We start from the raw sequence: 21,796 nt of genomic DNA, 5'->3' as shown, positions 1-21,796 counted from the left end.
TTAGTCAGGGGAGGGAGGCGAAATCTTGTCAGCCGAAGGCGATGCGGTTGGCGACCGCATCCCAGGAATAGGATTGCAGCACATGCTGCTGGCCGCTCCAGCCCATCTCCGCCAGGCGCTGCGGATCGGAAAGTGCGGCCAGGATCGTGGCGGCCAGCGCCTGGGGATCAGCCTCGTCGACCAGAAAGCCATGCCGGCCATGTTCGATGATCTCGGGCAAGCCGTTGCGGCGCAGCCCGATCACCGGCGTGCGCGACAGCAGGGCTTCCAGATAAACCTGACCCCAGGGATCGTTCAGCATCGGCTGGGTCAGCAGGCTGGAAATGCGATACAACCGCTGCAACTCGCGCCAGGGCAGGTGGGCATGAAAATGAATGCCGGGCTGCGCAGGGACATGACTGGCGCTGCGGCCATCGCCGACGATATTCAGCAACAGGTCCGGTCGCTCACGCCGGGCGATACGAAAGGCTTCCACCAGCAGGTTGCCGCCTTTGGGCGCAAACAGGTGCTTGGCAACGAACAGCAGGTGCGGGCGGCCATAATCCTTGGGCTGGTCATAGGGTTCGATCTGTCCCATGCCGGAACCGACGGCGGTAACCTTTTCCGGTGGCAGGCCGTAGTGACCGATCAGATGGTCGCGGACATAAGCACCGAAGGTGAAAACATGCTCGACGCTTTCCAGCGCGGCACGTTCGGTGTCTTCGAAGTTCTGGATGGCTCGCCGGCTGTAATCGGAGAGGTCGGTGCGATGCGGCAGCGACAGTGCCCAGCTGTGATCGCAATAGAGATAGTGCTTCACCCCGTCATCGCTGTCGACGGGCGGCAGATCCAGGGTACCGGTATGCAGGATATGCCGGATACGCCGCCGACGGGCTGTCTCAGCCAGCCGTTCGGCCGCACGCCGCCGCGCCGGCGCCAGGCGCAGGACGGCTTCGCTGCTATGGGGGCGGCCATAGCCGGTCATCATGTAATGCAATGCCAGCAGGCTGCGCTCGCCGCGCGTGCCACCGGAATGAATACCTTCCACGGCAATGCCGAGTTTCTGCAGACAGATCGCGACATTGTAAGGCGCAGCCGACCAGGTGCGCCGATCCATCGGATCACCGAAGACGCTGCTGATGGCGACGCGCTCAAATCGTTTGGGATACTCCACGGAATGCAGAGCATGGGGCTGAGCGGCCGGAGCGTAAGGGCGGGGAATCGCGTTCACAGTTGAACCCTGAATCGAAGCTGCATGGCCGCGTCATGGAAGCTGACCGCAGCTCCGATCTCCAGTGATCAACCTGTGACCGACCTTTCGCGCTGCAAGATGTCGGCAAAGCCGCAATTTAAAAGGCTTTTTGCATGATTTCCGTATGGGTGTGCAGCACAGATTGATCACACCAGGCTGAAGCGTGACGCTTTAGCATTTGCGGCATGTCTGGCGTCACGATTTCGCCTTGTTTCACCACGCGGAGCGGCATGCACAATCCGGCCAAGCAGAAGCCCATGGCGGTGTTCTTTGCGCCCGACATCAGCGATGTCAGCACGATCAAGCGTGCCGAGACATTTCTGGCGCACGGCTATCAGCTGCTGGTGTTCGGCTTCCGGCGCAACAACTACAATCGCGATTTTGAGCCATCCTGGCCTTATACCCCGCTCGGGCATACGCAGGATCGACGCTACGGCCATCGCCTGGCAGCCCTGCTGGCGGCGATCCCGCGGGTCTTTGCCAAACGTGCCGGCCTGAAGCGGGCCGCTTTTTTCTATGCTCGCAACATCGATCAGTTGCTGTTGGCTTTGCTGGCACGGCTGATCGGGCGCAAATCCGCACGGATTGTCTATGAGGTGCTGGACATCCAGCCGGCCTTTGTCGGCACTGGCTGGCAGGCCCGCCTGCTGCGATGGATCGAACGCCTGGCGCTGCGCCAGACAGACCTGCTGGTCGTGTCTTCCCCTGGCTTCCTGCGGCATTACTTCCAGCCAGTGCAGGGCTATCACGACGCCTGGTTTCTGCTGGAAAACAAGCTGCCGGAAAACTTCGCCGCCGTTGCCGGCGCGTCGCGTGAACTGGGTCGTGGCGACGGGCGGCACCATCCGTACCGCTGGGTGGTCGGCTATTGTGGCTTGATCCGCGGCCAGGCGACGCTGGATCTCATCATCCGGCTGGCAGAGCGGCTGCAGGGCCTGGTGCTCTTCAAATTCCGCGGCATCCTCACAACAGTCGATCCGAAAAGCTTTTCCGACGCGCTGACCCGCCTGGATAACCTGGTCTATGAAGGCGACTACGTGAATCCGCGCGATCTGGCCGATATCTACACTGATCTTGATTTTGCCTGGGCCATCGATCTTGAGCACAGCACGCATAACTCGCGCTGGTTGCTGCCATGCCGGTTCTACGAGGCCGGCTATTTCGGCATCCCCTGTCTGGCGGCGGATGGCTTCGAAGTCGGTCGCATGGTGGAGCAGCGACAGCTTGGCTGGAATTTCGCCGCACCCTATGAGGAAGAGCTGGTCAAATTCTTTCTTACATTGACGCAGGCTGAATATGACGAAACCAGGAATCGGTTGCTGACGCTGCCAGACAGCGATTTCGTTGCCGGCGAGGATACGGCCGAGCTGATCCGGATGATCGATCGCGGCGCGGCATCGCCGCAGCAGGCCTGATCGCGGATAGTTCTTGGTGGATTCAGTGTCGGGCGGCAGAGGCCGTTTCGGCGACTCTGCGATTGACCATCACGCAATCGAACTCGATCAGGCGCATGCCCGGATCACGGCTGATCGGATACAGACCGGAAATATCAAAGCCGCGCGCATTGAGAAAGCGGATCGTATCCATATAGCCCGGCATGCCTTCATAGATATTGATGATCGAGGCTTCGCTCTGCAGCGCCACGATGCCGGGCAATGTCGCGGCCGCACCCTGCAGAACCTCCAGGTCAAAACCCTGGGTGTCGAGCTTGAGATAGGGGCGGCGGAATCCCAGCCGGCGCTGCAATACGGGAAAGACCTCGTCCAGCGGATAGACGGCCACGGTTTCGATATGCGCGGTTTCATTCAGGCCGTTGAATTCCGGTACGCCGGAATTATCCGGTGCCAGGAAAGAACTGAACTGGTCGGATTTCATCACATGGATTGGCAGATTGCTGCGGGTGCTGCCAAGGGCATGGCCGACGATCTCCCAGTGCGGATCCTGGGTGCTGCGCTGCTGCAAGGTGGCGACATTGCGGCTGACGGGTTCGAAGGACACGATCAAGCCGGTATAGCCGACCCTATCGCGCAGGAAATCTCGATACTGGCCGACATTGGCGCCGACATCGAAAACGCAGTCGATCTTCAGGAAGCGGAACAACTGGCCAAGGTGAATGGCGAAATCCCGGTCCTTGATGTCACGCAATGGCACGATGTCATAACCAAGTGCACGCGAGGTGTTGCGAATCCAAGCTTTAAGGGGGCGAAGCATCATGACGGAACGGGGGTGATTGGAGGGGTGTCCAGCTTGGACCGCGGCGGCAAGGGAATGAAGTGACTATTGCGTGGCCGGCCCAGCACCCGCCCGGCCCTTGCAGCGCTCCTGTATAGATCACCGTCTCAGGTGCCAGGCTGTTGGGTATGGCTTAATGCCTTTGCGGCGCCGGTTTGCGGATGCCGGCGGTCTTGCGTCGGGTCTCGTCGCCGGCCTTGGCCAGGCGTTTATCGACCTTCTGAGGTATTTCCGTGGTCGGCTGGGTGATCGAGATCGGATCGCTGGCGGGGAAACTGTCGCGCAGCGCGCGGTCCAGGTCGGCGTCTTCCTTGCGCTTTTGGGCGGATTTGGTCTCGGTCAGGCGGGGGCTGGATTTCATGCCGTGATCCTCCGGGTGTATTCGCATGGATAACATCCGGCGAATAACGGTCGGGTGGCCGGTTGGTTGCCGCAACGATTGGCGCTATATGGTGCCTTTCCCAGCATCGCTTCGCTGTTTCGCCAAATATCTGCGGTTTCATGTCTCCTCCGCCGGCCCATCGCCTGCCTTCAGTTTTCATCCTGGTCGCTATCACGGCGCTCGGGCCGCTGGCGCTCAACATCTTCATGCCGTCGATGCCCGGGCTGGCGAAGCATTTCAACGTCGATTACGGCCTGGTGCAGCTGACGCTCACCTTCTATCTGGTCGGTCTGGGCTTTGCGCAGCTGATCTATGGCCCGATCAGCGATCGCTATGGCCGCCGTCCGGTGCTGCTCTGGGGCATGGCGATCTACTGTGTCGGCAGCATTGCCTGCGTGCTGGCGCCGACAATCACATGGCTGATGCTGGGGCGGGCGCTGCAGGCACTGGGCGGCTGTGCCGGCCTTGTGCTCGGCCGCGCCATCATTCGCGATCTGTACGACCGTGACCGCTCGGCGGCGATGATCGGCTATGTCACCATGGCAATGTCACTGGCGCCGATGCTGTCGCCGGCTCTGGGCGGCTATCTCGACGGCCTGTTCGGCTGGCGCGCCAGCTTCGTGTTCTGCAGCGTAGCGGGCCTGGCAGTGTATGTCTGGGTTATCCTCACGCTGCCGGAAACCCTGGCCGAGCGCGGTCAGGGCGAGGGGGTGCGGGCGTTGCTGCAGGGCTACGGCCAGTTGCTGCGTTCGCCGGCCTTCTGCGGCTACGTGCTGCAGACGGCTTTCACCTCAGGGGTGTTTTTCGCCTTCATCGCCGGTGCGCCTTTCGTGGTGGTCACGGTGATGGGCCTGCCGGCCTCGGCTTATGGCCTGTGGTTCATCGTCGTCTCGATTGGCTACCTGACCGGAAATTTCCTCACCGGGCGCTATGCCGTGCGTCTGGGCGTCGACCGCATGATCATGTTCGGCGCGATTGCGCAGCTGATCGGGATTCTGGCGTTGGGTCTGTCAAGCTGGCTGGGGCCACTCAGTCTGCCGGGAATTTTCCTGCCGATGGCCGTGGTCGCGATGTCGAATGGGCTGACCCTGCCCAACGGAATCGCCGGGGCGATCTCGGTCAATCCGCGCGCCGCCGGCGCGGCGGCCGGACTGTCCGGTGCTTTGCAGATGCTCACCGGCGCCATTGCCGCCGTGCTGGTTGGCTACGGCCAGGACCATGACCCGAGCCAGTATCCGATGCTATGGACCATGTCGGGGTGCGGAATTCTGGCGGTGGTGAGCTTTGTCATAGCCGCTAAATTCCGCGCCAGCCGCCCCTAAAACGCGATTCAGTCCGGACCCGGATGCAACAAACCCGCATGGTATGCGGTTCCGATTCGCACCGGTGGCCAAAAATCCGCATGTCTAGCGGATTTTTATGCATTGCCGGATGGGCAAAACCCAGGCGCGGTGCTATGCAGGATTCGGGAATCAACCCCCGATTCGTTCAAAAACAACATCTGACGCATCATTTCTGAGGAGAGAGACCATGGCTAAAGCAGCCGCCACCAAGACGGTTACCGTCACTGCGAAGCAGATCGCCACGATGCTGGCCGAGAAGAATGAGCTGCAGAAGAAGTCGACCATCGCCCTGTTCGACGATTTCTTCGCGGCCATCACCAAGTCGCTGAAGAAGGGCGAGCGCGTCCGCATGGGCGATATCGGCATCCTCCAGGTCCGCAAGCGCGCCGCCCGCATGGGCCGCAACCCGCAGACCGGCGAGCCGATCAAGATCAAGGCCTCCAAGAAGGTTGCTTTCCGCGCCTCCAAGGTGCTGAAGGAAGCCGTCTGATCCGTCCCGCAAGGACGACAGGATCCAGGGCCTGCCTTACGGCAGGCCCTTTTTCTTTGTCCGCCCGGTTTTGCATCGGCCTGCCCGGCTGTCACCAATCCGTCATACCGGTCATGGAAAATTCACGGGACACAATGGTTTAGGCGATTCATCTTCCCGGCCAACGATTTGCATCTTCCCGCGATTCGTTGAGCAGGTGACCGATGAACATGGCCCTGATGCCGGCCCGATACCGCACCATCTGGATCTCGGATATCCATCTGGGGACGCGTGGCTGTAAGGCCGATCTGCTGCTGGAATTCCTCCGATATACCGAGTCCGATACGCTGTATCTGGTCGGGGATATCGTCGATGGCTGGCGGCTCAAGCGCTCCTGGTACTGGAACCAGAGCCATAACGACGTGGTGCAGAAGCTGCTGCGCAAGGCGCGCAAGGGCACCAACGTGATCTATGTGCCGGGCAACCATGACGAGGCCCTGCGCGATTTCATCGAGGGCGCGGCCCTGCAGTTCGGCGGTATCACCGTCCTGATGGAGGCGATCCACGAAACCGCCGATGGCCGTCGGCTGCTGGTCACCCATGGCGACCATTTCGATGGCATCGTCACCTGCGCCAAGTGGCTGGCCCTGCTGGGCGATGCCGCCTATGGCTTCGCTCTCGGCCTGAACACCTGGTTCAACCACCTGCGCCGCCGCATGGGCCTGCCCTACTGGTCGCTGTCGGCCTATCTCAAGCACAAGGTCAAGAACGCGGTCGAGTTCATCTCCGACTACGAGCAGGCCATTGCCGAGGAAGCCCGCCGCCGGCATGTGGATGGGGTGGTCTGTGGCCATATCCACCATGCCGAAATCCGCGAGATTGACGGTATTCAGTATTGCAACGATGGTGACTGGGTGGAGAGCTGCACCGCCCTGGTCGAGCATTTTGACGGCCGGCTCGAAATCCTGCATTGGGCCGCCCTGCGCGAGGATCTCGGGCGGTTTTTACCGCATGGCGCAGAAAACCCGGATGCGGGTTTTGGCCCGGCCAGTGCCCGCCCACTGCCAGTCGGCGTCGACGAATAGCCGCGCGGATTGCACGGCTGGCGGGTACATGGCCTCAATTTAACAAAAAATAATGTTATTTCTGCCCCGAGTCGCTCTTGGTTAGTCTTTCGACAACTCTGGGCAGGGACAAATTTGCTTGATATTCTCTGGGCATGGGAGTGCTTGATTCATTGCTGGGGGCCATCGGCCTCGGGGGTAAGCAGGAGGCCTTAAACCTGCGTCAGACGCCATCAGGGATGCGCGTCGGCGATATTGCTTTGGGTTCGGGCACCAAGGCCGAACCCGGCAAGATGGTTTCCGTGCATTACGCCGGCTGGCTCTGGGAAAACAACAAGCCGACCCGGATGTTCGACAGCTCCTACAAGCGTGGCCAGCCCTTCGAGTTCGCGCTTGGGCAAGGCAAGGTCATCAAAGGCTGGGACGAAGGCGTGGCCTATATGAAGGTCGGCGGCAAGCGTGCGCTGCTGATCCCGTCCTATCTCGCCTATGGCGCACGCGGCAACGGCCGCATCATCCCGCCGAACGCCACGCTGTTCTTTGAAATCGAGCTGGTCAACGTCCGCTGACGGATTGTCCGTCGACGGCGAATGCCATGCTGCTGCCGCATTGCGACGGCACGTTTCCCACTCCATCCTGAATCATTGTCATCCGTAACAGGGAGTTTGTTTCGATGTCGCTGTCCCGTCGCGCTTTAGTCGGTGTTGGTCTCGCCCTTGGCCTGTTGGCTGCCTTGCCGGCCCATACCGATGCTCAGGCGCAGGAAAAGACCACCGCTTCCGGCCTGCGCTATACCGATACCAAGCTTGGCAACGGTGCCACCGCGCAGCCTGGCCAGACCGCCCTGGTGCATTATACCGGCTGGCTCTACATCGCCGGCGAAAAGGGCCGCCAGTTCGACTCATCGCGTACTCGCGGCCAGCCTTTCGCTTTTCCGCTGGGCGGCGGCCGTGTCATCAAGGGCTGGGATGAAGGCGTGGTCGGTATGAAGGTGGGCGGCCAGCGCACGCTGATCATCCCGCCCCAGCTGGCCTATGGTGCCCAGGGCGCCGGCGGCGGGGCGATCCCGCCGAATGCGACACTGATCTTCGATGTCGAACTGCTCGAACTGAAGTAAGCGATTCGCTTCAGGCAATAAAAAACGGCCGGGTTTTCCCGGCCGTTTTCGTTTCTGCGGATTGCAGCGTTGCGCTCGGGCTGTGCCTTAGGCGGCCTTGGCCAGGTTGCGCAGCACGTAATGCAGGATGCCGCCGTTCTTGTAGTAGTCGATCTCGTCCAGCGTATCGATGCGGCACAGCACCTCGATGGTCTGGGTCGAGCCGTCGGCGCGGCTGATGGTCACCGGCAGCTTCATGCGCGGCTTCAGGCCCACGGCGATCCCGGAGATGTCGAATTTCTCCGAACCGTCGAGCTTGAGGTCGAAGCGGGTGGTGCCGTTGAGGAACTGCAGCGGCAGAACGCCCATGCCCACCAGGTTCGAGCGATGGATGCGCTCGTAGCTTTCGGCGATCACGGCCTTCACACCCAGCAGGATGGTGCCCTTGGCCGCCCAGTCGCGCGAGGAACCGTTGCCGTATTCCTTGCCGGCCACGATCACCAGCGGCGTGCTTGATGCCTTGTACTTCATCGCCGCGTCATAGATCGACATCACATCGCCTGCCGGCATGTGCTTGGTGATGCCGCCCTCGGTGCCCGGCACCATCTCGTTCTTGATGCGGATATTGGCAAAGGTGCCGCGCATCATGATCTCATGGTTGCCGCGACGGGCACCATAGGAGTTGAAGTCGGCATAGCTGACCTTGTGATCGGTCAGGTATTTGCCGGCCGGGCCGTCCTTCTTGATCGAACCGGCGGGCGAGATGTGGTCGGTGGTGATCTTGTCGCCCAGGATCGCCAGCAGACGGGCGCCCTTGACGTCGGTGATCGCCGACGGCGTGGCAGGCATGCCCTCGAAATACGGGGGATGCTGCACATAGGTCGAGCTGTTGTCCCACTTGTAGGTCTGGCCGCCATCGACCTTGATCTTGCGCCAGTTCGGATCGCCCTTGAACACATCGGCGTAGCGCTTCTTGAACATCGCCGGAGTCACGTACTTGCGCACGGTGGCGGCGATTTCCTTGTTCGAGGGCCAGATGTCCTTCAGGTAGACCGGCTTGCCCTTCTTGTCATGGCCGAGCGGCTCGTTGGCGACATCCATGTTCAGGTTGCCGGCCAGCGCATAGGCCACCACCAGCATCGGCGAGGCGAGGTAATTCGCCTTGGTCAGCGGATGGACGCGGCCTTCGAAGTTGCGGTTGCCCGACAGCACGGCGCCGACGACGAAGTCGTTATCGGTGATCGCCTTCGAAATGTTGTCCGGCAGCGGACCGGAATTGCCGATGCAGGTGGTGCAGCCATAGCCGACGACCTGGAAGCCCAGGGCATCGAGATCCTTCTGCACGCCCGACTGGGCCAGATAGTCGGTGACCACCTGGCTGCCCGGTGCCAGCGAGGTCTTGACCCAGGGCTTGGTGGTCAGGCCACGCTTCAGGGCATTACGCGCCAGCAGGCCGGCACCCAGCAGCACGCTGGGATTGGACGTATTGGTGCAGGACGTGATGGCGGCGATCACCACGTCGCCATGGCCGAGGTCGAAATTGCTGCCCTCGACCTTGGCGCGGAAGTCCACGGCAGTCTTCTTGCCGTAGAAATTGGTCATCGCATCCTTGAACTCGGCCGCGGCACGGCTCAGCGGCACGCGACCCTCCGGCCGGGTCGGACCGGCCAGCGAGGGCTCCACCGTCGAAAGATCGAGTTCCAGCGTGTCGGTGAAGATCGGATCGACCGCCTTCGGACCACGCCAGAAGCCCTGGGCCTTGGCATAGGCTTCCACCAGCTTGACGCGTTCCGGATCGCGGCCTGAGGCCTTCAGATAGGCAATGGTCTCGCCGTCGACCGGGAAGAAGCCGCAGGTGGCGCCGTATTCCGGCGCCATGTTGGCCACCGTGCAGCGGTCGGCAATCGACAGTTCGTCCAGGCCGGGGCCGTAGAATTCGACGAACTTGTTGACCACGCCCTTCTTGCGCAGCATCTGCGTCACGGTCAGCACCAGGTCGGTGGCCGTGGTGCCTTCCTTCGGCTTGCCCGAGAGGCGGAAGCCGACGACTTCCGGCAGCAGCATGGAGATCGGCTGGCCCAGCATCGCGGCCTCGGCCTCGATGCCGCCCACGCCCCAGCCCAGCACGGCCAGGCCATTCACCATGGTGGTGTGGCTGTCGGTGCCGACCAGAGTATCCGGGTAGGCCACTTCGGTCTTGCCATCCATGCCGGTCCACACGGTCTGCGCCAGGTACTCAACGTTCACCTGGTGGCAGATGCCGGTGCCCGGCGGCACGACGCGGAAGTTATCGAACGCGGTCTGGCCCCAGCGCAGGAAGGCATAGCGTTCGCCATTGCGCTCGTATTCCAGGTCGACGTTTTTCTGGAAGGCGCTCTTCGCCGCCGAATAGTCCACCATCACCGAATGGTCGATCACCAGGTCGACGGGCGACAGCGGATTGATCTTCTTGGTGTCGCCGCCCAGATGGGTCATGGCGTCGCGCATGGCGGCCAGATCGACCACGGCGGGCACGCCAGTGAAGTCCTGCATCAGCACGCGGGCCGGGCGATAGGCGATTTCGCGGTCCGAACGCTTGTCCTTCAGCCACTGGGCCACGGCCTTGAGGTCATCCACGGTAACGCTGCGGCCGTCTTCGTAGCGCAGCAGGTTTTCCAGCAGCACCTTCATCGAGTAGGGCAGGCGCGACAGGTCGCCCAGGCCGGCCTTTTCGGCGGCCTTGATGCTGTAATAGGCATAGGACTTGTTGCCCACCTTCAGCATGCGGCGGGTTTTCAGGGTGTCATGGCCCACCGCGATGGCGACGGCGCGGGCGGCACCGGAGCTTTTGAAGGCCGGAGCCTTCTTGGTGGCCGCTGTCACCTTCTTTTTGGCGCTGCGCAGGGGCTGCTTCTTGGCAACCGCTTTCTTGGCAATCTTGCGGGCGACGGCCTTCCGGGCTGCCTTCACCGCCTTTTTCACCTTCACTGCCTTCTTGGCGCTCTTCTTGACCGCCTTTTTGGCTTTGACGGCCTTCTTTGCCGGCTTGGCGACCGTCTTGGCCTTCACGACCTTCTTGGTGGCTTTCTTGGCTTTCGCCGGGCGCTTCGCCTTCGCGGCCTTCTTGGTCTTCTTGGCGGCTTTCACGGGGCAATCCTTTCGTAGCGGAAACGTAAAATATTGAAAGGCTGGTCAGGCGGGGGCTGAGCCCGCGTGGGATCGGCAAATAGGTGCCGTAAAACCAAGCATTTGCCAAGCAGTTTCGGCTGGAAGAAAGTTCAACCGGGGTAGAAATTTAGGCAATGAGAGGGGGCTGCGGGGGCGGGATCTGCGGCCCCCTTGACGGGTAAAGGTCCGGACCTTTATCAACGATCAATAACGACGGCGTTGGCTACGGCTGCGTCGCGGATGAGGAGGCGAGTACATGTCCGAGACGTCGGTTCGACCCGATGGGCGCGATCCCTTGGGTCGCGATACCATTCCGAAATTCTTTGCCTACAACGCGCAGCACCGCCGCGACCGCCCGGCCATGCGCGAAAAGGATCTCGGCATCTGGCAGACCTGGACCTGGGGTGAGGTGGACGCCAAGGTCCGCGACATGGTCGGCGGCCTGGCGGCGATGGGCTTTCGCCGTGGCGACAAGCTGACCATCATTGGCGACAACCGGCCTGAACTCTACTGGGCGATGGCGGCAACGCAGGCGCTGGGCGGCATTCCGGTGCCGGTCTACCAGGACAGCGTGGCCGACGAGATCCAGTATGTCATCGACCATGCCGAGGCGCGGTTTGCCATCGTCGAGAACCAGGAGCAGGTCGACAAGCTGTTGTCGATCCGCGACCGTCTGCCGGGCCTGGAGACCATCATCTACAGCGATCCGCGCGGCCTGCGGCATTATACCGAACCCTTCCTGCGCAGCCTGAGCGACCTGACCACCCAGGGTGCCGCCTATAACCAGGCACATCCGGGCTTTGTCGAGGCCGAGATCGCCAAAGGCAACGGCAGCGACATCTCGATCATCTGCTACACCTCGGGCACCACTGGCCGGCCCAAGGGTGTGATGTTGAGTCACGACAACGTGGTGCGTTCGGCCAATCTGGCGATTGCCTTCGACAAGCTGAACGAAAACGACCAGATCCTGGCCTATCTGCCGATGGCCTGGGTGGGCGACAACTTCCTGTCCTATGTCGAGGGCGCGGTTGCCGGCTTCTGCATGAACTGCCCGGAATCGGCGGATACCGTGCTGCAGGATCTGCGCGAGGTGGGGCCGACCTATTTCTTCGCGCCGCCCCGCATCTGGGAAAACCTGCTGACCACGGTGATGATCCGCATGGAGGATGCCAGCGCGATCAAGCGCCGCATGTTCCTGTACTTCATCGCCCTGGCGCGCCGGGTCGGCCGCCGCATCCTGGAAGGCAAGCCGGTGTCGCTGGTCGACCGCCTGCAATATGCGCTGGGCGACCTGCTGGTCTATGGCCCGCTGAAGAATGTGCTGGGCGTCAGCCGCCTGCGGCTGGCCTATACCGCCGGCGAGGCGATCGGTCCGGATATCTTCGATTTCTTCCGCGCGCTCGGCATCAATCTCAAGCAGCTCTACGGCCAGACCGAATGCACGGTCTATCTGTGCATGCATACCGATACCGATGTCGATCCCGATACGGTCGGGCCACCGGCCCCCGGCGTCGAGCTGAAGATCGATGCAACCACCGGAGAGGTGCTGTTCCGCAGTCCCGGCGTCTTTGTCGGTTATTACAAGAATGATGCGGCGACGGCGGAAACCAAGACGCCCGATGGCTGGGTGCATACCGGCGATGCCGGCGTGTTCACCGATACCGGCCACCTGCGCATCATCGACCGCGCCAAGGATGTCGGCCGTCTCACCGATGGTTCGCTGTTCGCGCCGAAATACATCGAGAACAAGCTGAAGTTCTTCCCCCATATCAAGGAAGCGGTCGCCTTCGGCCATGGCCGCGACCATGTCGCCGTCTTCATCAACATCGATCTTGCTGCGGTCGGCTCCTGGGCCGAGCGCAATGGCCTCTCTTACACCTCCTATGCCGATCTGGCCGGCCGGCCCGAGGTCTACAATCTGGTCAAGGGCTGCATCGAGCAGGTCAATCGCGACCTGTCGTCGGACAGCAGCATGACAGCAAGCCAGGTCAAGCGCTTCCTGATCCTGCACAAGGAACTGGATGCCGATGACGGCGAGCTGACTCGCACCCGCAAGGTGCGCCGCAGCACCATCACCGAACGCTATGGCACCCTGATCGAGGCGCTGTATTCCGGCCAGTCGGCGATTGCGGTGGAAGCCAAGATCACATTCGAGGACGGCCGCACCGGCAGCTTCAAGGCCAATCTGCCGATTGCCGAGGCCACCATCTATTCGACGATGCGCAAGGCGGGCTGAGCGGTATGAGTGTGGCAGAGAAGAAGATTGGCGACGTCCTGCTCAAGGTCGAAAACATCAGCCTGTCGTTCGGCGGTGTGAAGGCGCTGACCGATATCAGCTTCGAGATCCGCGAGCATGAGGTGCTGGCCATCATCGGGCCGAACGGCGCCGGCAAATCCTCGATGCTGAACTGCATCAACGGGTTTTATCACCCGCAGCAGGGCACCATCACCTATCGTGGCGAAAAGCGTAAGCAGATGAAGCCGCACGAGGCCGCCAGCCACGGCATCGCGCGCACCTTCCAGAATATTGCGCTGTTCAAGGGCATGTCGACGCTGGACAACATTATGACCGGCCGCCTGCTCAAGATGAAGGCTGGCCTGCTGGCCTCTGCCTTTTACAAGGGGCCGGCGGAGCGCGAGCAGATCGTCCATCGCGAATTCTGCGAGCGCATCATCGACTTCCTGGAGATCCAGGCGATCCGCAAGGTGCCGGTGGGCCGGCTGCCCTATGGCCTGCAGAAGCGCGTCGAACTGGCCCGCGCGCTGGCGGCCGAGCCGACGCTGCTGCTGCTCGACGAGCCGATGGCCGGCATGAATCTGGAAGAGAAGCAGGATATGTGCCGCTTCATTCTCGACGTCAATGACGAGTTCGGCACCACGATCTGCCTGATCGAACACGATATGGGTGTGGTGATGGATATTTCTGATCGCGTCGTGGTGCTCGATTACGGCCGCAAGATCGGCGACGGCATACCGTCGGAAGTGAAAAACAACCAAGCCGTGATCGACGCCTATCTCGGCGTGCAGCACTGAAGGGGGATTTCGGGTGGCATTTTTCTTCGAAGTCCTGATCGGTGGCCTGATGGCCGGCGTGATGTATTCGCTGGTCGCGCTCGGCTTCGTGCTGATCTTCAAGGCGTCCGGCGTATTCAATTTCGCGCAGGGTGCGATGGTCCTGTTCGCTGGCCTGTTCTTTGTCGGGTTCAACGAACTCGGTGTACCGATGTGGCTGTCGCTGATCCTCACCGTCGGCGTGATGGTGCTGCTGGCCGGCGTGATCGAGCGGCTGGTGCTGCGCCATCTGGTCAATCAGGAAGGCATCATCCTGTTCATGGCCACCATCGGCGTATCCTTCTTCCTCGATGGTTTCGGCCAGCTGATCTGGGGCAGCAACGTGCGCCAGCTCGATGTCGGCATTCCCACCGATCCGATCTTCCTGATGGATGGCGAGATCCTGATCCAGTCCTTCGATCTGTGGGCCGCGCTGGTCGCCGGCACGCTGCTGGCCGCGCTGGTGGTGTTCCAGAAAACCCGCACCGGCCGTGCGCTGCGCGCGGTGGCCGATGATCACCAGGCGGCGCAGTCGGTGGGCATTCCGCTTAACGTGATCTGGATCATCGTCTGGGCCATTGCCGGCCTGGTGGCGCTGGTTGCCGGCATCATGTGGGGCTCCAAGCTGGGTGTGCAGCCGGCGATTGTCAGCCTGGCGCTGAAGGCGCTGCCGGTGCTCATCCTCGGCGGCTTCACCTCCATTCCCGGCGCCATCATCGGCGGGCTTATCATCGGTGCCGGCGAAAAGCTGGCCGAGGTCTATATCGGTCCGATGTTCGGCGGCGGCATCGAGAACTGGTTCGCCTATGTGCTGGCTCTCGGCTTCCTGCTGATCCGGCCGCAGGGCCTGTTCGGCGAAAAACTCATCGAACGCGTGTAGCGCAAGCAAAGGATCACACACATGCTCTACCGCGAATCCGGCCAGTACAAGACCACCTACAGCGACGATCAGGCGATCTTCACCATCCCGCAGGACCGTGTGTTCTTCGTGCTGCTGATGCTGGTCGCCTTCGTCGGCATCCCGCTTGTAGCGACCAACTACGTCTACACCGCGTTGCTGATCCCCTTCCTCTGCCTGGCGCTGGCCGCCCTGGGGCTCAATATCCTGACCGGTTATTGCGGCCAGCTTTCGCTGGGCACCGGCGCCTTCATGGGCGTCGGCGCCGTGGCGGCCTGGAACCTGGCCACCCGCGTGCCCGATCTCAACTTGCTGGTGGTGTTTGCCCTGGCTGGTCTGGTCACCGCGGCGGTCGGCATGTTCTTTGGCCTGCCATCCCTCCGCATCAAGGGCTTCTACCTTGCCGTGGCCACGCTGGCGGCGCAGTTCTTCCTGCCCTGGCTGTTCGTCAAATGGGGCTGGCTGACCAACTATGCCGCCTCTGGCGTCATCACGGTGCCGCCGCTCACGCTGCTGGGCTGGAGCATCGACACGCCGATGGAAAAGTATCTGTTCGCGCTTGGCGTCGTTTCGGTTCTCGCCCTGGCCGCCAAGAACATGATCCGCAGCAATCCGGGCCGGCAGTGGATGGCGATCCGCGACATGGACATCGCCGCCGAGATCATCGGCATCCGCCCGGTGGTGGCCAAGCTGACCGCCTTTGCGGTGTCGTCCTTCTATGTCGGCGTCGCCGGCGCGCTGTATCTCTTCGTCTATCTCGGGTCGGCCGAGCCTGATGGCTTCGGCATCAACCTGTCGTTCCAGGCTCTGTTCATGATTATCATCGGCGGTCTGGGCTCGATCCTGGGCAGCTTCCTCGGCGCTTTCTTCATCCTGCTGCTGCCGATCTTCCTGACCCGGGTGCCGCCGATGCTTGGTTTCGACCTGTCGACCGCCCTGGTTTCGCATCTGGAATTCATGGTGTTCGGCGCCCTGATCGTGTTCTTCCTGATCGTCGAACCGCATGGTCTGGCGCGGTTGTGGCAGATCACCAAGGAGAAGCTGCGGATCTGGCCGTTCCCCTATTGAGAAACGTGTAGCGCCGCATCCGTGTCGTAAAAACCGAGTTTGTCCTGTGTTTTTGGCATGCTAGGCTAATACCAATTCCCGCCGGATAAGGCGGGTACAACCGGGAGGAAAAAATGAAAGCATCCAAATGGATTGCGTCCCTTGTCGTGGGCGCAGCTCTGGCCGGCAGCGCCTTCGCTGCCCTGGCCCAGGAGCAGGTGATTCCGTCGATGGTCTACCGTACCGGCCCGTTTGCGCCGAGCGGCATTCCGGTCGCCGACGGCTTTGCCGACTACATCAACCTGATGAACGAGCGTGACGGCGGCCTCAATGGCGTCAAGCTGCGCAACGAAGAATGCGAGACCCAGTACAACACCGAGCGCGGTGTTGAGTGCTACGAGCGCCTGAAGGCACTGGGTGGCACCATCTTCAGCCCGTATTCCACCGGCATCACCTACGCCTTGATCGATCGCGCGCCGGTCGACAAGTCGGTGATCTTCTCGATGGGCTATGGCCGCGCCTCGGCCACCGTGGGCAACATCTTCCCCTGGGTGTTCACCGCACCGGCCACCTACTGGGGCGGCGCCTCTGCCGGCATCCAGTACATCGCCAAGGAAATGGGCGGTAAGGACAAGCTGAAGGGCAAGAAGATTGCCTATGTCTATATCGACATCGCCTATGGCAAGGAGCCGATCCCGGTCTTCCAGAACTACGCACAGGAACTCGGCTTCCAGCTTGAGCTGGTGCCGGTGCCGGCGCCCGGCCTGGAACAGAAGTCGATCTGGCTGCAGATCCGCCAGATGCGCCCGGACTATGTCTACCTGCAGGGCTGGGGCGCGATGAACGCCGTGTCGCTGAAGGAAGCTGCCGCGGTCGGTTTCGCGCGGGAGAAGATGATCGGTATCTGGTGGTCGAGCCAGGACAGCGACGTGCAGGCGGCGGGCCCGGCAGCCAAGGGCTACAAGGGCCTGACCTTCCACGGTGCGTCGAAGGATCTGCAGGTGCTCAAGGACATGAAGAAGTTCGTGGTCGACAAGGGCAAAGCCTCGCAGGGTGGCAAGCACTTCGGCGAGATCGGCTATCTGCGTGGCGTGATGAACGCCATGCTGACGGTTGAGGCCCTGCGCGCCGCCCAGGAAAAGCATGGCAAGGGCAAGGTGATGAACGGTGAGCAGTCGCGTGACGGCTTCGAGGCGATCAATCTCACCGATGCCAGCATCGACAAGCTCGGCCTGAAGGGCTTCCTGCAGCCGCTGAAACTGGCCTGCGACAACCATCTGGGCGATGGCAAGATCCAGGTGGTGCAGTGGCAGGGCGACCAGTGGAAACCGGTCAGCGACTGGATTCTGCCGGAAAACCAGAAGCTGTGGCCGCTGTATCTGAAGGATGCCGACAGCTACGCGCGTGAGAAGAACATCGCCTCCAGGGCCTGTGCACGGTCGTAAGCCTGTTAACAACCCCCGCCGGCCTGAACCGGCGGGGGTTTCTTTTTGTCAGCACCGGATATCCGCATGACCGCCCAGACGACCACTGCCACTTCCGCTGATGCCGGCACTGCCGCGCCGCTGCTTTCGGTCAACAATATCGAGGTGATCTACAATCACGTCATCCTCGTGCTCAAGGGCGTGTCGCTGCAGCTGCCCAAGGGCGGCATCGTCGCCCTGCTGGGCGCCAATGGCGCCGGCAAGACCACCACGCTCAAGGCGATTTCCAATCTGCTGCGCGCCGAGCGCGGCGATATCACCAAGGGTCATATCGACTATCACGGCGAGCGCGTCGACCAGCTCAATGCCTCTGCGCTGGTCAAGAAAGGCCTGATCCAGGTGATGGAGGGCCGGCATTGCTTCGGCCATCTCACCATCGAGGAAAACCTGCTCACCGGCGCCTATACCCGCACCGACGGCAACAAGGCGATCGAGCAGCATCTCGAGATGGTCTATTCCTATTTTCCGCGCCTGAAGGTGCGGCGCAAATCCCAGGCCGGCTACACCTCGGGCGGCGAACAGCAGATGACGGCGATCGGCCGCGCGCTGATGAGCAAGCCCGACACCATCCTGCTGGATGAGCCCTCGATGGGCCTGGCGCCGCAGCTGGTGGAGGAGATCTTCGAGATCGTCCACAAGCTCAACAAGGAAACCGGCGTCAGTTTCCTGATCGCCGAGCAGAATACCAACATGGCGCTGCGCTATGCCGATTACGGCTATATCCTGGAAAACGGCCGCATCGTCATGGATGGCCCGGCCGAAAAGCTGCGCGAGAATTCCGATGTGAAGGAATTCTATCTCGGCCTCGGTTCAGGCGGTCGCATGAGCTTCCGCGACACCAAGCATTACCGCCGCCGCAAACGCTGGCTGGCCTGACCCGTGATCTGAGGAGAGTCCCGTGGCGAAGAAAGCCGTGAAGAAGGCTGTCAAAAAGACTGTTAAAAAAGCTTTCAAGACAGTCGCCAGGGCGGACGAATATTTCGACAAGCGCGAGACACGCAAGCCGGCCGCGCGCCTGAAGGCGCAGCTGGCCGCGCTGCAGGCCCTGATCGCGCATGCGAAAAAGGCCAGCCCGTATTACCGCGAGATCCTGAAAGACGTGAAGCCGGCGAAGATCGCCTCGCTGGCTGCTCTCGCAACATTGCCGGTCACGCGCAAATCCGATCTGGCGCCGCGCCAGAAGGCAATGCCGCCGTTTGGCGGCCTTGATGCGGGCAAGCCATCCGAGATCGCGAATTACTTCCAGTCGCCCGGGCCGCTCTATGAAGCCTATGCGCGGCCCACCGCAAAGCAGCCCGATCCCTGGCGCTTTGCCCGCGCCATGTGGGCGGCGGGCTGCCGGCCGGGCAACCTGGTGCACAATGCTTTCTCCTATCATCTCACCCCGGCTGGCCGCCTCACCGAAGGCTCCGCCTTTGCCATCGGCTGCCCGGTGTTTCCCGCCGGCATCGGCAATACCGAACTGCAGCTGGATGCCATCGCCCAGCTGCAGCCGCGCGTCTATTGCGGTACGCCGTCCTTCCTCAAGATCCTGCTGGAGAAGGGCCGCGAACTCGGCAAGTCGACGGCCTCGCTGAAAAAGGGCCTGGTCGGCGCCGAGGCGCTGCCGCCTTCTTTACGCGCCGAGTTGAAGGCACTGGGCGTCGCGGTGCTGCAATCCTATGGCACCGCCGATCTCGGGCTGGTCGCTTATGAATCCTCCGCACTGGAGGGCATGATCCTGGACGAGGATGTGATCGTCGAAATCGTGCGGCCGGGCACCGGCGATCCGGTGGCGCCGGGCGAGGTGGGCGAGGTGGTGGTCACCGTGCTGGCCAACCCGGTCTATCCGATGATCCGCTTCGCCACCGGTGACCTCTCAGCCGTGTTGCCCGGTATCAGCCCCTGCGGCCGCACCAACACCCGCATCAAGGGCTGGATGGGTCGCGCCGACCAGACCACCAAGGTGAAGGGCATGTTCGTCACGCCGGGCCAGATCGCCCAGGTGGTGGCGCGGCACGCCGAGATCGCCAAGGCCCGGCTGGAGGTCAGTTCGGAGAACAATCTCGATGTCATGGTGCTGAAGGTGGAGGGCAGGGCGGCCAACGCCGCCAAGATCGCCGAAAGCCTGCAGGCCGTGTGCAAGCTGCGTGGCCGGGTCGAGATCGTTGCCCTGGGCAGCCTGCCGAATGACGGCAAGGTGATCGCCGATCTCCGCACCTACCAGTAAGTCCCTGAAGCGGTTAAACTCCGCCGCATCATGGCGTTGGCGGTCGAAGGGCTCGCCTGCATCCGCGGCGAGCGCCAGCTTTTTCGCGATCTGACTTTTCGTCTCGCTGCCGGCGAGGCGCTGCTTCTGCATGGCCCGAACGGCAGCGGCAAATCCAGCCTGCTGCGCCTGCTCGCCGGCTTCCTGCCGGCCGCCGATGGCCGCGTGCTGTGGGATGCGGCGCCGATTTCGGCGGATGCCGATGCACATCGCGCCCGGCTGCTCTATCTCGGTCATCAGGATGCGGTGAAGCCGCAACTGACCGCCACGGAAAACCTCGCCTTCTTCGCCCGGCTGCAGGGTGTGCCGGCGCCGGCCGCCGAACAGCAGGCCGCACAGGCACTCGAGGCCGCCGGCCTGACGCGCCAGCGCCATCTGCCGGCGCGTTATCTCTCTGCCGGCCAGAAACATCGTGTGGCGCTGGCCCGCCTGCTGCTCACGCCGGCACTCCTGTGGCTGCTGGATGAGCCGACCAATGCGCTCGACATCAGCGCGGTTGAATGGCTCGGCACGATCCTGCAGGCCCATCGTGCGCGTGGCGGCCTGGTCATCCTCGCCAGCCATGTCGCCGTGCCGCTGCCGGCTGCGCGTCAGCTTGCACTGCCCGAAGGCCGGCTTACATGAACGCCTTCCTCGCCATTGTCGGCCGCGATTTGCGCCTGGGCTTCGGCGCCCAGGGCGCCATGCTCACCACGGTGCTGTTCTTCGTGCTGGCGGTCAGCCTGTTCCCGCTCGGCGTCGGGCCCGAGCCGCAGATTCTGGCGCGCATCGCCGCCGGCGTGATCTGGGTGGCCGCGCTGCTGGCCGCCATGCTGTCGCTCGACCGCCTGTTCCAGACCGACCAGGAAGACGGCACGCTCGATCTGCTGGCGCAGGCGCCGCTGCCGCTCGGGCTGGTGGCGCTGGCCAAGACGCTGGCGCACTGGCTCACGACGGGATTGCCGCTCAGCCTGATCGCGCCCTTGCTGGCCCTGCTGCTGCAGATGGATATCGAAGCCATTCCGGTGCTGCTGCTGGCGCTGTTGCTCGGCACACCGAGTCTGAGCCTGATCGGTGCCATCGGCGCGGCGCTCACGCTGGGGGCCAAACGCGGTGCCGTGCTGGTGCCGCTGCTGACCCTGCCGCTGGTGATTCCGGTGCTGATTTTCGGCGTCGGTGCCGTCGAAGCCGCCAGCTATGGCCTGACGGCCACACCGCATCTGCTGCTGCTGGGCGCCTTCCTGGCCGGTGCCCTGGCGCTCAGCCCCTTTGCCATTGCCGGCGCCATCAAGCTGGCCCTGGAATAACCCGCAGCCTATATATTCAGCCCATGTTCCACGCGCTTGCCAATCCCACCCGCTTCCTGCGCCTGATGGCGGTGATCCGCCCCTGGGCCGGCGGGCTTGCGCTGCTCGGCCTGCTGGTCGGCCTGGGCTGGGGCCTGCTCTATGCGCCGCCCGACTATCAGCAGGGCAACACGGCGCGGATCATGTATATCCACGTGCCGGCCGCCTGGATGGCCATGTTCATCTATGCCGCGATGGCGGTGGCCTCCGGCGTCACCCTGATCTGGCGCCATCCGGTGGCCGAGCTGACGGCCAAGGCCTCGGCGCCGATCGGCGCGGCCTTCACGCTAATTTGTTTGCTGACCGGATCGCTCTGGGGCAAGCCGATGTGGGGCACCTGGTGGGTGTGGGATGCCCGCCTCACCTCGATGCTCATCCTGTTCTTCATCTACCTCGGCTATATCGCCCTGTGGGAGGCCTTCGACGATCCCGCCCGCGCCGGTCGCGCGGCCGCGATCCTGGCACTGGTTGGCGTCGTAAATCTGCCGATCATCAAGTTTTCCGTCGATTGGTGGAACACCCTGCACCAGCCGGCCAGCGTGCTGACCCTGGCGGGGCCGAAAATCCACCCCGATATCCTCTGGCCGCTGCTGATCACCGCGCTGGGAGCCAAAGCCTATTATGTCTGGCTGCTCAGCTTGCGGGTGCGGGCGGAAATCCTCAGCCGCCAGGCCCGCATCATGCGCTTCAGCGCCGCGACCGATCGCCGCGCCGGCTAGCCGGCGGGGGCGGAAGGCAGTATTTTCCGCAGGGCTGGCCGCAGGGGCCAGAAGAAACAA

Annotated in this window: 20 protein-coding genes; 16 read left to right on the top strand and 4 right to left on the bottom strand. The window is 62.6% G+C overall.

Features of this window, described 5'->3' with window-relative positions:
- Positions 1–28: 28 nt before the first annotated feature.
- A complete protein-coding gene (locus tag AAG821_RS11290) occupies positions 29–1,153 on the bottom strand; it encodes a glycosyltransferase family 4 protein (protein ID WP_341913540.1) in 1,125 nt (374 codons plus the stop codon).
- A 263-nt stretch (positions 1,154–1,416) separates the two neighbouring features.
- Between AAG821_RS11290 and AAG821_RS11285 the strand changes: the two genes are divergently transcribed.
- On the top strand, positions 1,417–2,646 hold the full coding sequence (locus AAG821_RS11285; RefSeq protein ID WP_341913542.1) for a hypothetical protein: 1,230 nt from the start codon (positions 1,417–1,419) through the stop codon (positions 2,644–2,646).
- Positions 2,647–2,668: 22 nt separating this feature from the next.
- Here AAG821_RS11285 and AAG821_RS11280 read toward each other — a convergent pair whose 3' ends face one another.
- The gene (locus tag AAG821_RS11280; RefSeq protein ID WP_341916278.1) at positions 2,669–3,445 is read right to left on the bottom strand and encodes an FkbM family methyltransferase; all 777 of its coding nucleotides are present in this window, start codon (positions 3,443–3,445) and stop codon (positions 2,669–2,671) included.
- A 151-nt stretch (positions 3,446–3,596) separates the two neighbouring features.
- The gene (locus tag AAG821_RS11275) at positions 3,597–3,824 is read right to left on the bottom strand and encodes a hypothetical protein (RefSeq protein ID WP_341913545.1); all 228 of its coding nucleotides are present in this window, start codon (positions 3,822–3,824) and stop codon (positions 3,597–3,599) included.
- 140 nt (positions 3,825–3,964) lie between these two features.
- On the opposite strand from AAG821_RS11275, the gene AAG821_RS11270 reads away from it, so the two are divergent.
- The 5 genes from AAG821_RS11270 (at position 3,965) to AAG821_RS11250 (ending at position 7,838) form a co-directional block, all read left to right on the top strand.
- Positions 3,965–5,167 carry a multidrug effflux MFS transporter gene (locus AAG821_RS11270; protein WP_341913546.1) on the top strand — a complete coding sequence of 401 codons (1,203 nt, stop codon included), beginning with the start codon at positions 3,965–3,967 and terminating at the stop codon, positions 5,165–5,167.
- Positions 5,168–5,375: 208 nt separating this feature from the next.
- Positions 5,376–5,678: an HU family DNA-binding protein gene (locus AAG821_RS11265; protein ID WP_341913548.1), complete on the top strand. Its 303-nt coding sequence runs from the start codon at positions 5,376–5,378 to the stop codon at positions 5,676–5,678.
- Between the two features lie 203 nt (positions 5,679–5,881).
- Entirely contained in the window at positions 5,882–6,742 is an 861-nt protein-coding gene (locus AAG821_RS11260; RefSeq protein WP_341913550.1) for a UDP-2,3-diacylglucosamine diphosphatase, read from the top strand.
- 134 nt (positions 6,743–6,876) lie between these two features.
- On the top strand, positions 6,877–7,290 hold the full coding sequence (locus tag AAG821_RS11255; protein WP_341913552.1) for an FKBP-type peptidyl-prolyl cis-trans isomerase: 414 nt from the start codon (positions 6,877–6,879) through the stop codon (positions 7,288–7,290).
- Between the two features lie 104 nt (positions 7,291–7,394).
- A complete protein-coding gene (locus AAG821_RS11250) occupies positions 7,395–7,838 on the top strand; it encodes an FKBP-type peptidyl-prolyl cis-trans isomerase (protein WP_341913553.1) in 444 nt (147 codons plus the stop codon).
- 87 nt (positions 7,839–7,925) lie between these two features.
- On the opposite strand, the gene acnA is transcribed toward AAG821_RS11250, so the two are convergent.
- A complete protein-coding gene (gene acnA / locus AAG821_RS11245) occupies positions 7,926–10,610 on the bottom strand; it encodes an aconitate hydratase AcnA (RefSeq protein ID WP_341913594.1) in 2,685 nt (894 codons plus the stop codon).
- A gap of 610 nt (positions 10,611–11,220) precedes the next feature.
- On the opposite strand from acnA, the gene AAG821_RS11240 reads away from it, so the two are divergent.
- The 10 genes from AAG821_RS11240 (at position 11,221) to AAG821_RS11195 (ending at position 21,736) form a co-directional block, all read left to right on the top strand.
- The gene (locus tag AAG821_RS11240) at positions 11,221–13,200 is read left to right on the top strand and encodes an AMP-binding protein (RefSeq protein WP_341913555.1); all 1,980 of its coding nucleotides are present in this window, start codon (positions 11,221–11,223) and stop codon (positions 13,198–13,200) included.
- A gap of 5 nt (positions 13,201–13,205) precedes the next feature.
- On the top strand, positions 13,206–13,997 hold the full coding sequence (locus AAG821_RS11235) for an ABC transporter ATP-binding protein (RefSeq protein ID WP_341913557.1): 792 nt from the start codon (positions 13,206–13,208) through the stop codon (positions 13,995–13,997).
- Between the two features lie 13 nt (positions 13,998–14,010).
- Positions 14,011–14,895, top strand: a complete 885-nt coding sequence (locus AAG821_RS11230; protein ID WP_341913559.1) for a branched-chain amino acid ABC transporter permease — start codon at positions 14,011–14,013, stop codon at positions 14,893–14,895.
- Positions 14,896–14,916: 21 nt separating this feature from the next.
- The gene (locus AAG821_RS11225; RefSeq protein ID WP_341913561.1) at positions 14,917–15,981 is read left to right on the top strand and encodes a branched-chain amino acid ABC transporter permease; all 1,065 of its coding nucleotides are present in this window, start codon (positions 14,917–14,919) and stop codon (positions 15,979–15,981) included.
- Positions 15,982–16,094: 113 nt separating this feature from the next.
- The gene (locus AAG821_RS11220) at positions 16,095–17,405 is read left to right on the top strand and encodes an ABC transporter substrate-binding protein (RefSeq protein WP_341913563.1); all 1,311 of its coding nucleotides are present in this window, start codon (positions 16,095–16,097) and stop codon (positions 17,403–17,405) included.
- Between the two features lie 66 nt (positions 17,406–17,471).
- A complete protein-coding gene (locus AAG821_RS11215; RefSeq protein WP_341913565.1) occupies positions 17,472–18,320 on the top strand; it encodes an ABC transporter ATP-binding protein in 849 nt (282 codons plus the stop codon).
- 22 nt (positions 18,321–18,342) lie between these two features.
- A complete protein-coding gene (locus tag AAG821_RS11210; protein ID WP_341913566.1) occupies positions 18,343–19,653 on the top strand; it encodes an AMP-binding protein in 1,311 nt (436 codons plus the stop codon).
- A 30-nt stretch (positions 19,654–19,683) separates the two neighbouring features.
- Positions 19,684–20,316: a heme ABC exporter ATP-binding protein CcmA gene (gene ccmA, locus AAG821_RS11205; protein WP_341913567.1), complete on the top strand. Its 633-nt coding sequence runs from the start codon at positions 19,684–19,686 to the stop codon at positions 20,314–20,316.
- Positions 20,313–20,978, top strand: coding sequence for a heme exporter protein CcmB (gene ccmB, locus AAG821_RS11200; RefSeq protein ID WP_341913568.1), 666 nt, complete (start codon positions 20,313–20,315; stop codon positions 20,976–20,978). The genes ccmA and ccmB overlap by 4 nt, the downstream gene beginning before the upstream one ends.
- A 23-nt stretch (positions 20,979–21,001) precedes the next feature.
- The gene (locus AAG821_RS11195; protein WP_341913569.1) at positions 21,002–21,736 is read left to right on the top strand and encodes a heme ABC transporter permease; all 735 of its coding nucleotides are present in this window, start codon (positions 21,002–21,004) and stop codon (positions 21,734–21,736) included.
- The last annotated feature ends 60 nt before the right edge of the window (positions 21,737–21,796 follow it).

Source organism: Ferrovibrio terrae (assembly GCF_943372915.1).
In the GTDB taxonomy this organism is placed as follows: Bacteria; Pseudomonadota; Alphaproteobacteria; order Ferrovibrionales; family Ferrovibrionaceae; genus Ferrovibrio; species Ferrovibrio terrae_A.
This window is presented reverse-complemented; position numbering and strand designations above follow the sequence as displayed.

Coding starts and splice junctions, on each gene's coding strand:
- AAG821_RS11240 (WP_341913555.1), top strand. CDS start 11,221: ATGTCCGAGACGTCGGTTCGACCCGATGGGCGCGATCCCTTGGGTCGC.
- AAG821_RS11280 (WP_341916278.1), bottom strand. CDS start 3,445: ATGATGCTTCGCCCCCTTAAAGCTTGGATTCGCAACACCTCGCGTGCA.
- ccmB (WP_341913568.1), top strand. CDS start 20,313: ATGAACGCCTTCCTCGCCATTGTCGGCCGCGATTTGCGCCTGGGCTTC.
- AAG821_RS11265 (WP_341913548.1), top strand. CDS start 5,376: ATGGCTAAAGCAGCCGCCACCAAGACGGTTACCGTCACTGCGAAGCAG.
- AAG821_RS11225 (WP_341913561.1), top strand. CDS start 14,917: ATGCTCTACCGCGAATCCGGCCAGTACAAGACCACCTACAGCGACGAT.
- AAG821_RS11250 (WP_341913553.1), top strand. CDS start 7,395: ATGTCGCTGTCCCGTCGCGCTTTAGTCGGTGTTGGTCTCGCCCTTGGC.
- AAG821_RS11195 (WP_341913569.1), top strand. CDS start 21,002: ATGTTCCACGCGCTTGCCAATCCCACCCGCTTCCTGCGCCTGATGGCG.
- AAG821_RS11215 (WP_341913565.1), top strand. CDS start 17,472: ATGACCGCCCAGACGACCACTGCCACTTCCGCTGATGCCGGCACTGCC.
- AAG821_RS11285 (WP_341913542.1), top strand. CDS start 1,417: ATGTCTGGCGTCACGATTTCGCCTTGTTTCACCACGCGGAGCGGCATG.
- ccmA (WP_341913567.1), top strand. CDS start 19,684: ATGGCGTTGGCGGTCGAAGGGCTCGCCTGCATCCGCGGCGAGCGCCAG.
- AAG821_RS11275 (WP_341913545.1), bottom strand. CDS start 3,824: ATGAAATCCAGCCCCCGCCTGACCGAGACCAAATCCGCCCAAAAGCGC.
- AAG821_RS11235 (WP_341913557.1), top strand. CDS start 13,206: ATGAGTGTGGCAGAGAAGAAGATTGGCGACGTCCTGCTCAAGGTCGAA.
- AAG821_RS11270 (WP_341913546.1), top strand. CDS start 3,965: ATGTCTCCTCCGCCGGCCCATCGCCTGCCTTCAGTTTTCATCCTGGTC.
- AAG821_RS11220 (WP_341913563.1), top strand. CDS start 16,095: ATGAAAGCATCCAAATGGATTGCGTCCCTTGTCGTGGGCGCAGCTCTG.
- AAG821_RS11260 (WP_341913550.1), top strand. CDS start 5,882: ATGAACATGGCCCTGATGCCGGCCCGATACCGCACCATCTGGATCTCG.
- AAG821_RS11255 (WP_341913552.1), top strand. CDS start 6,877: ATGGGAGTGCTTGATTCATTGCTGGGGGCCATCGGCCTCGGGGGTAAG.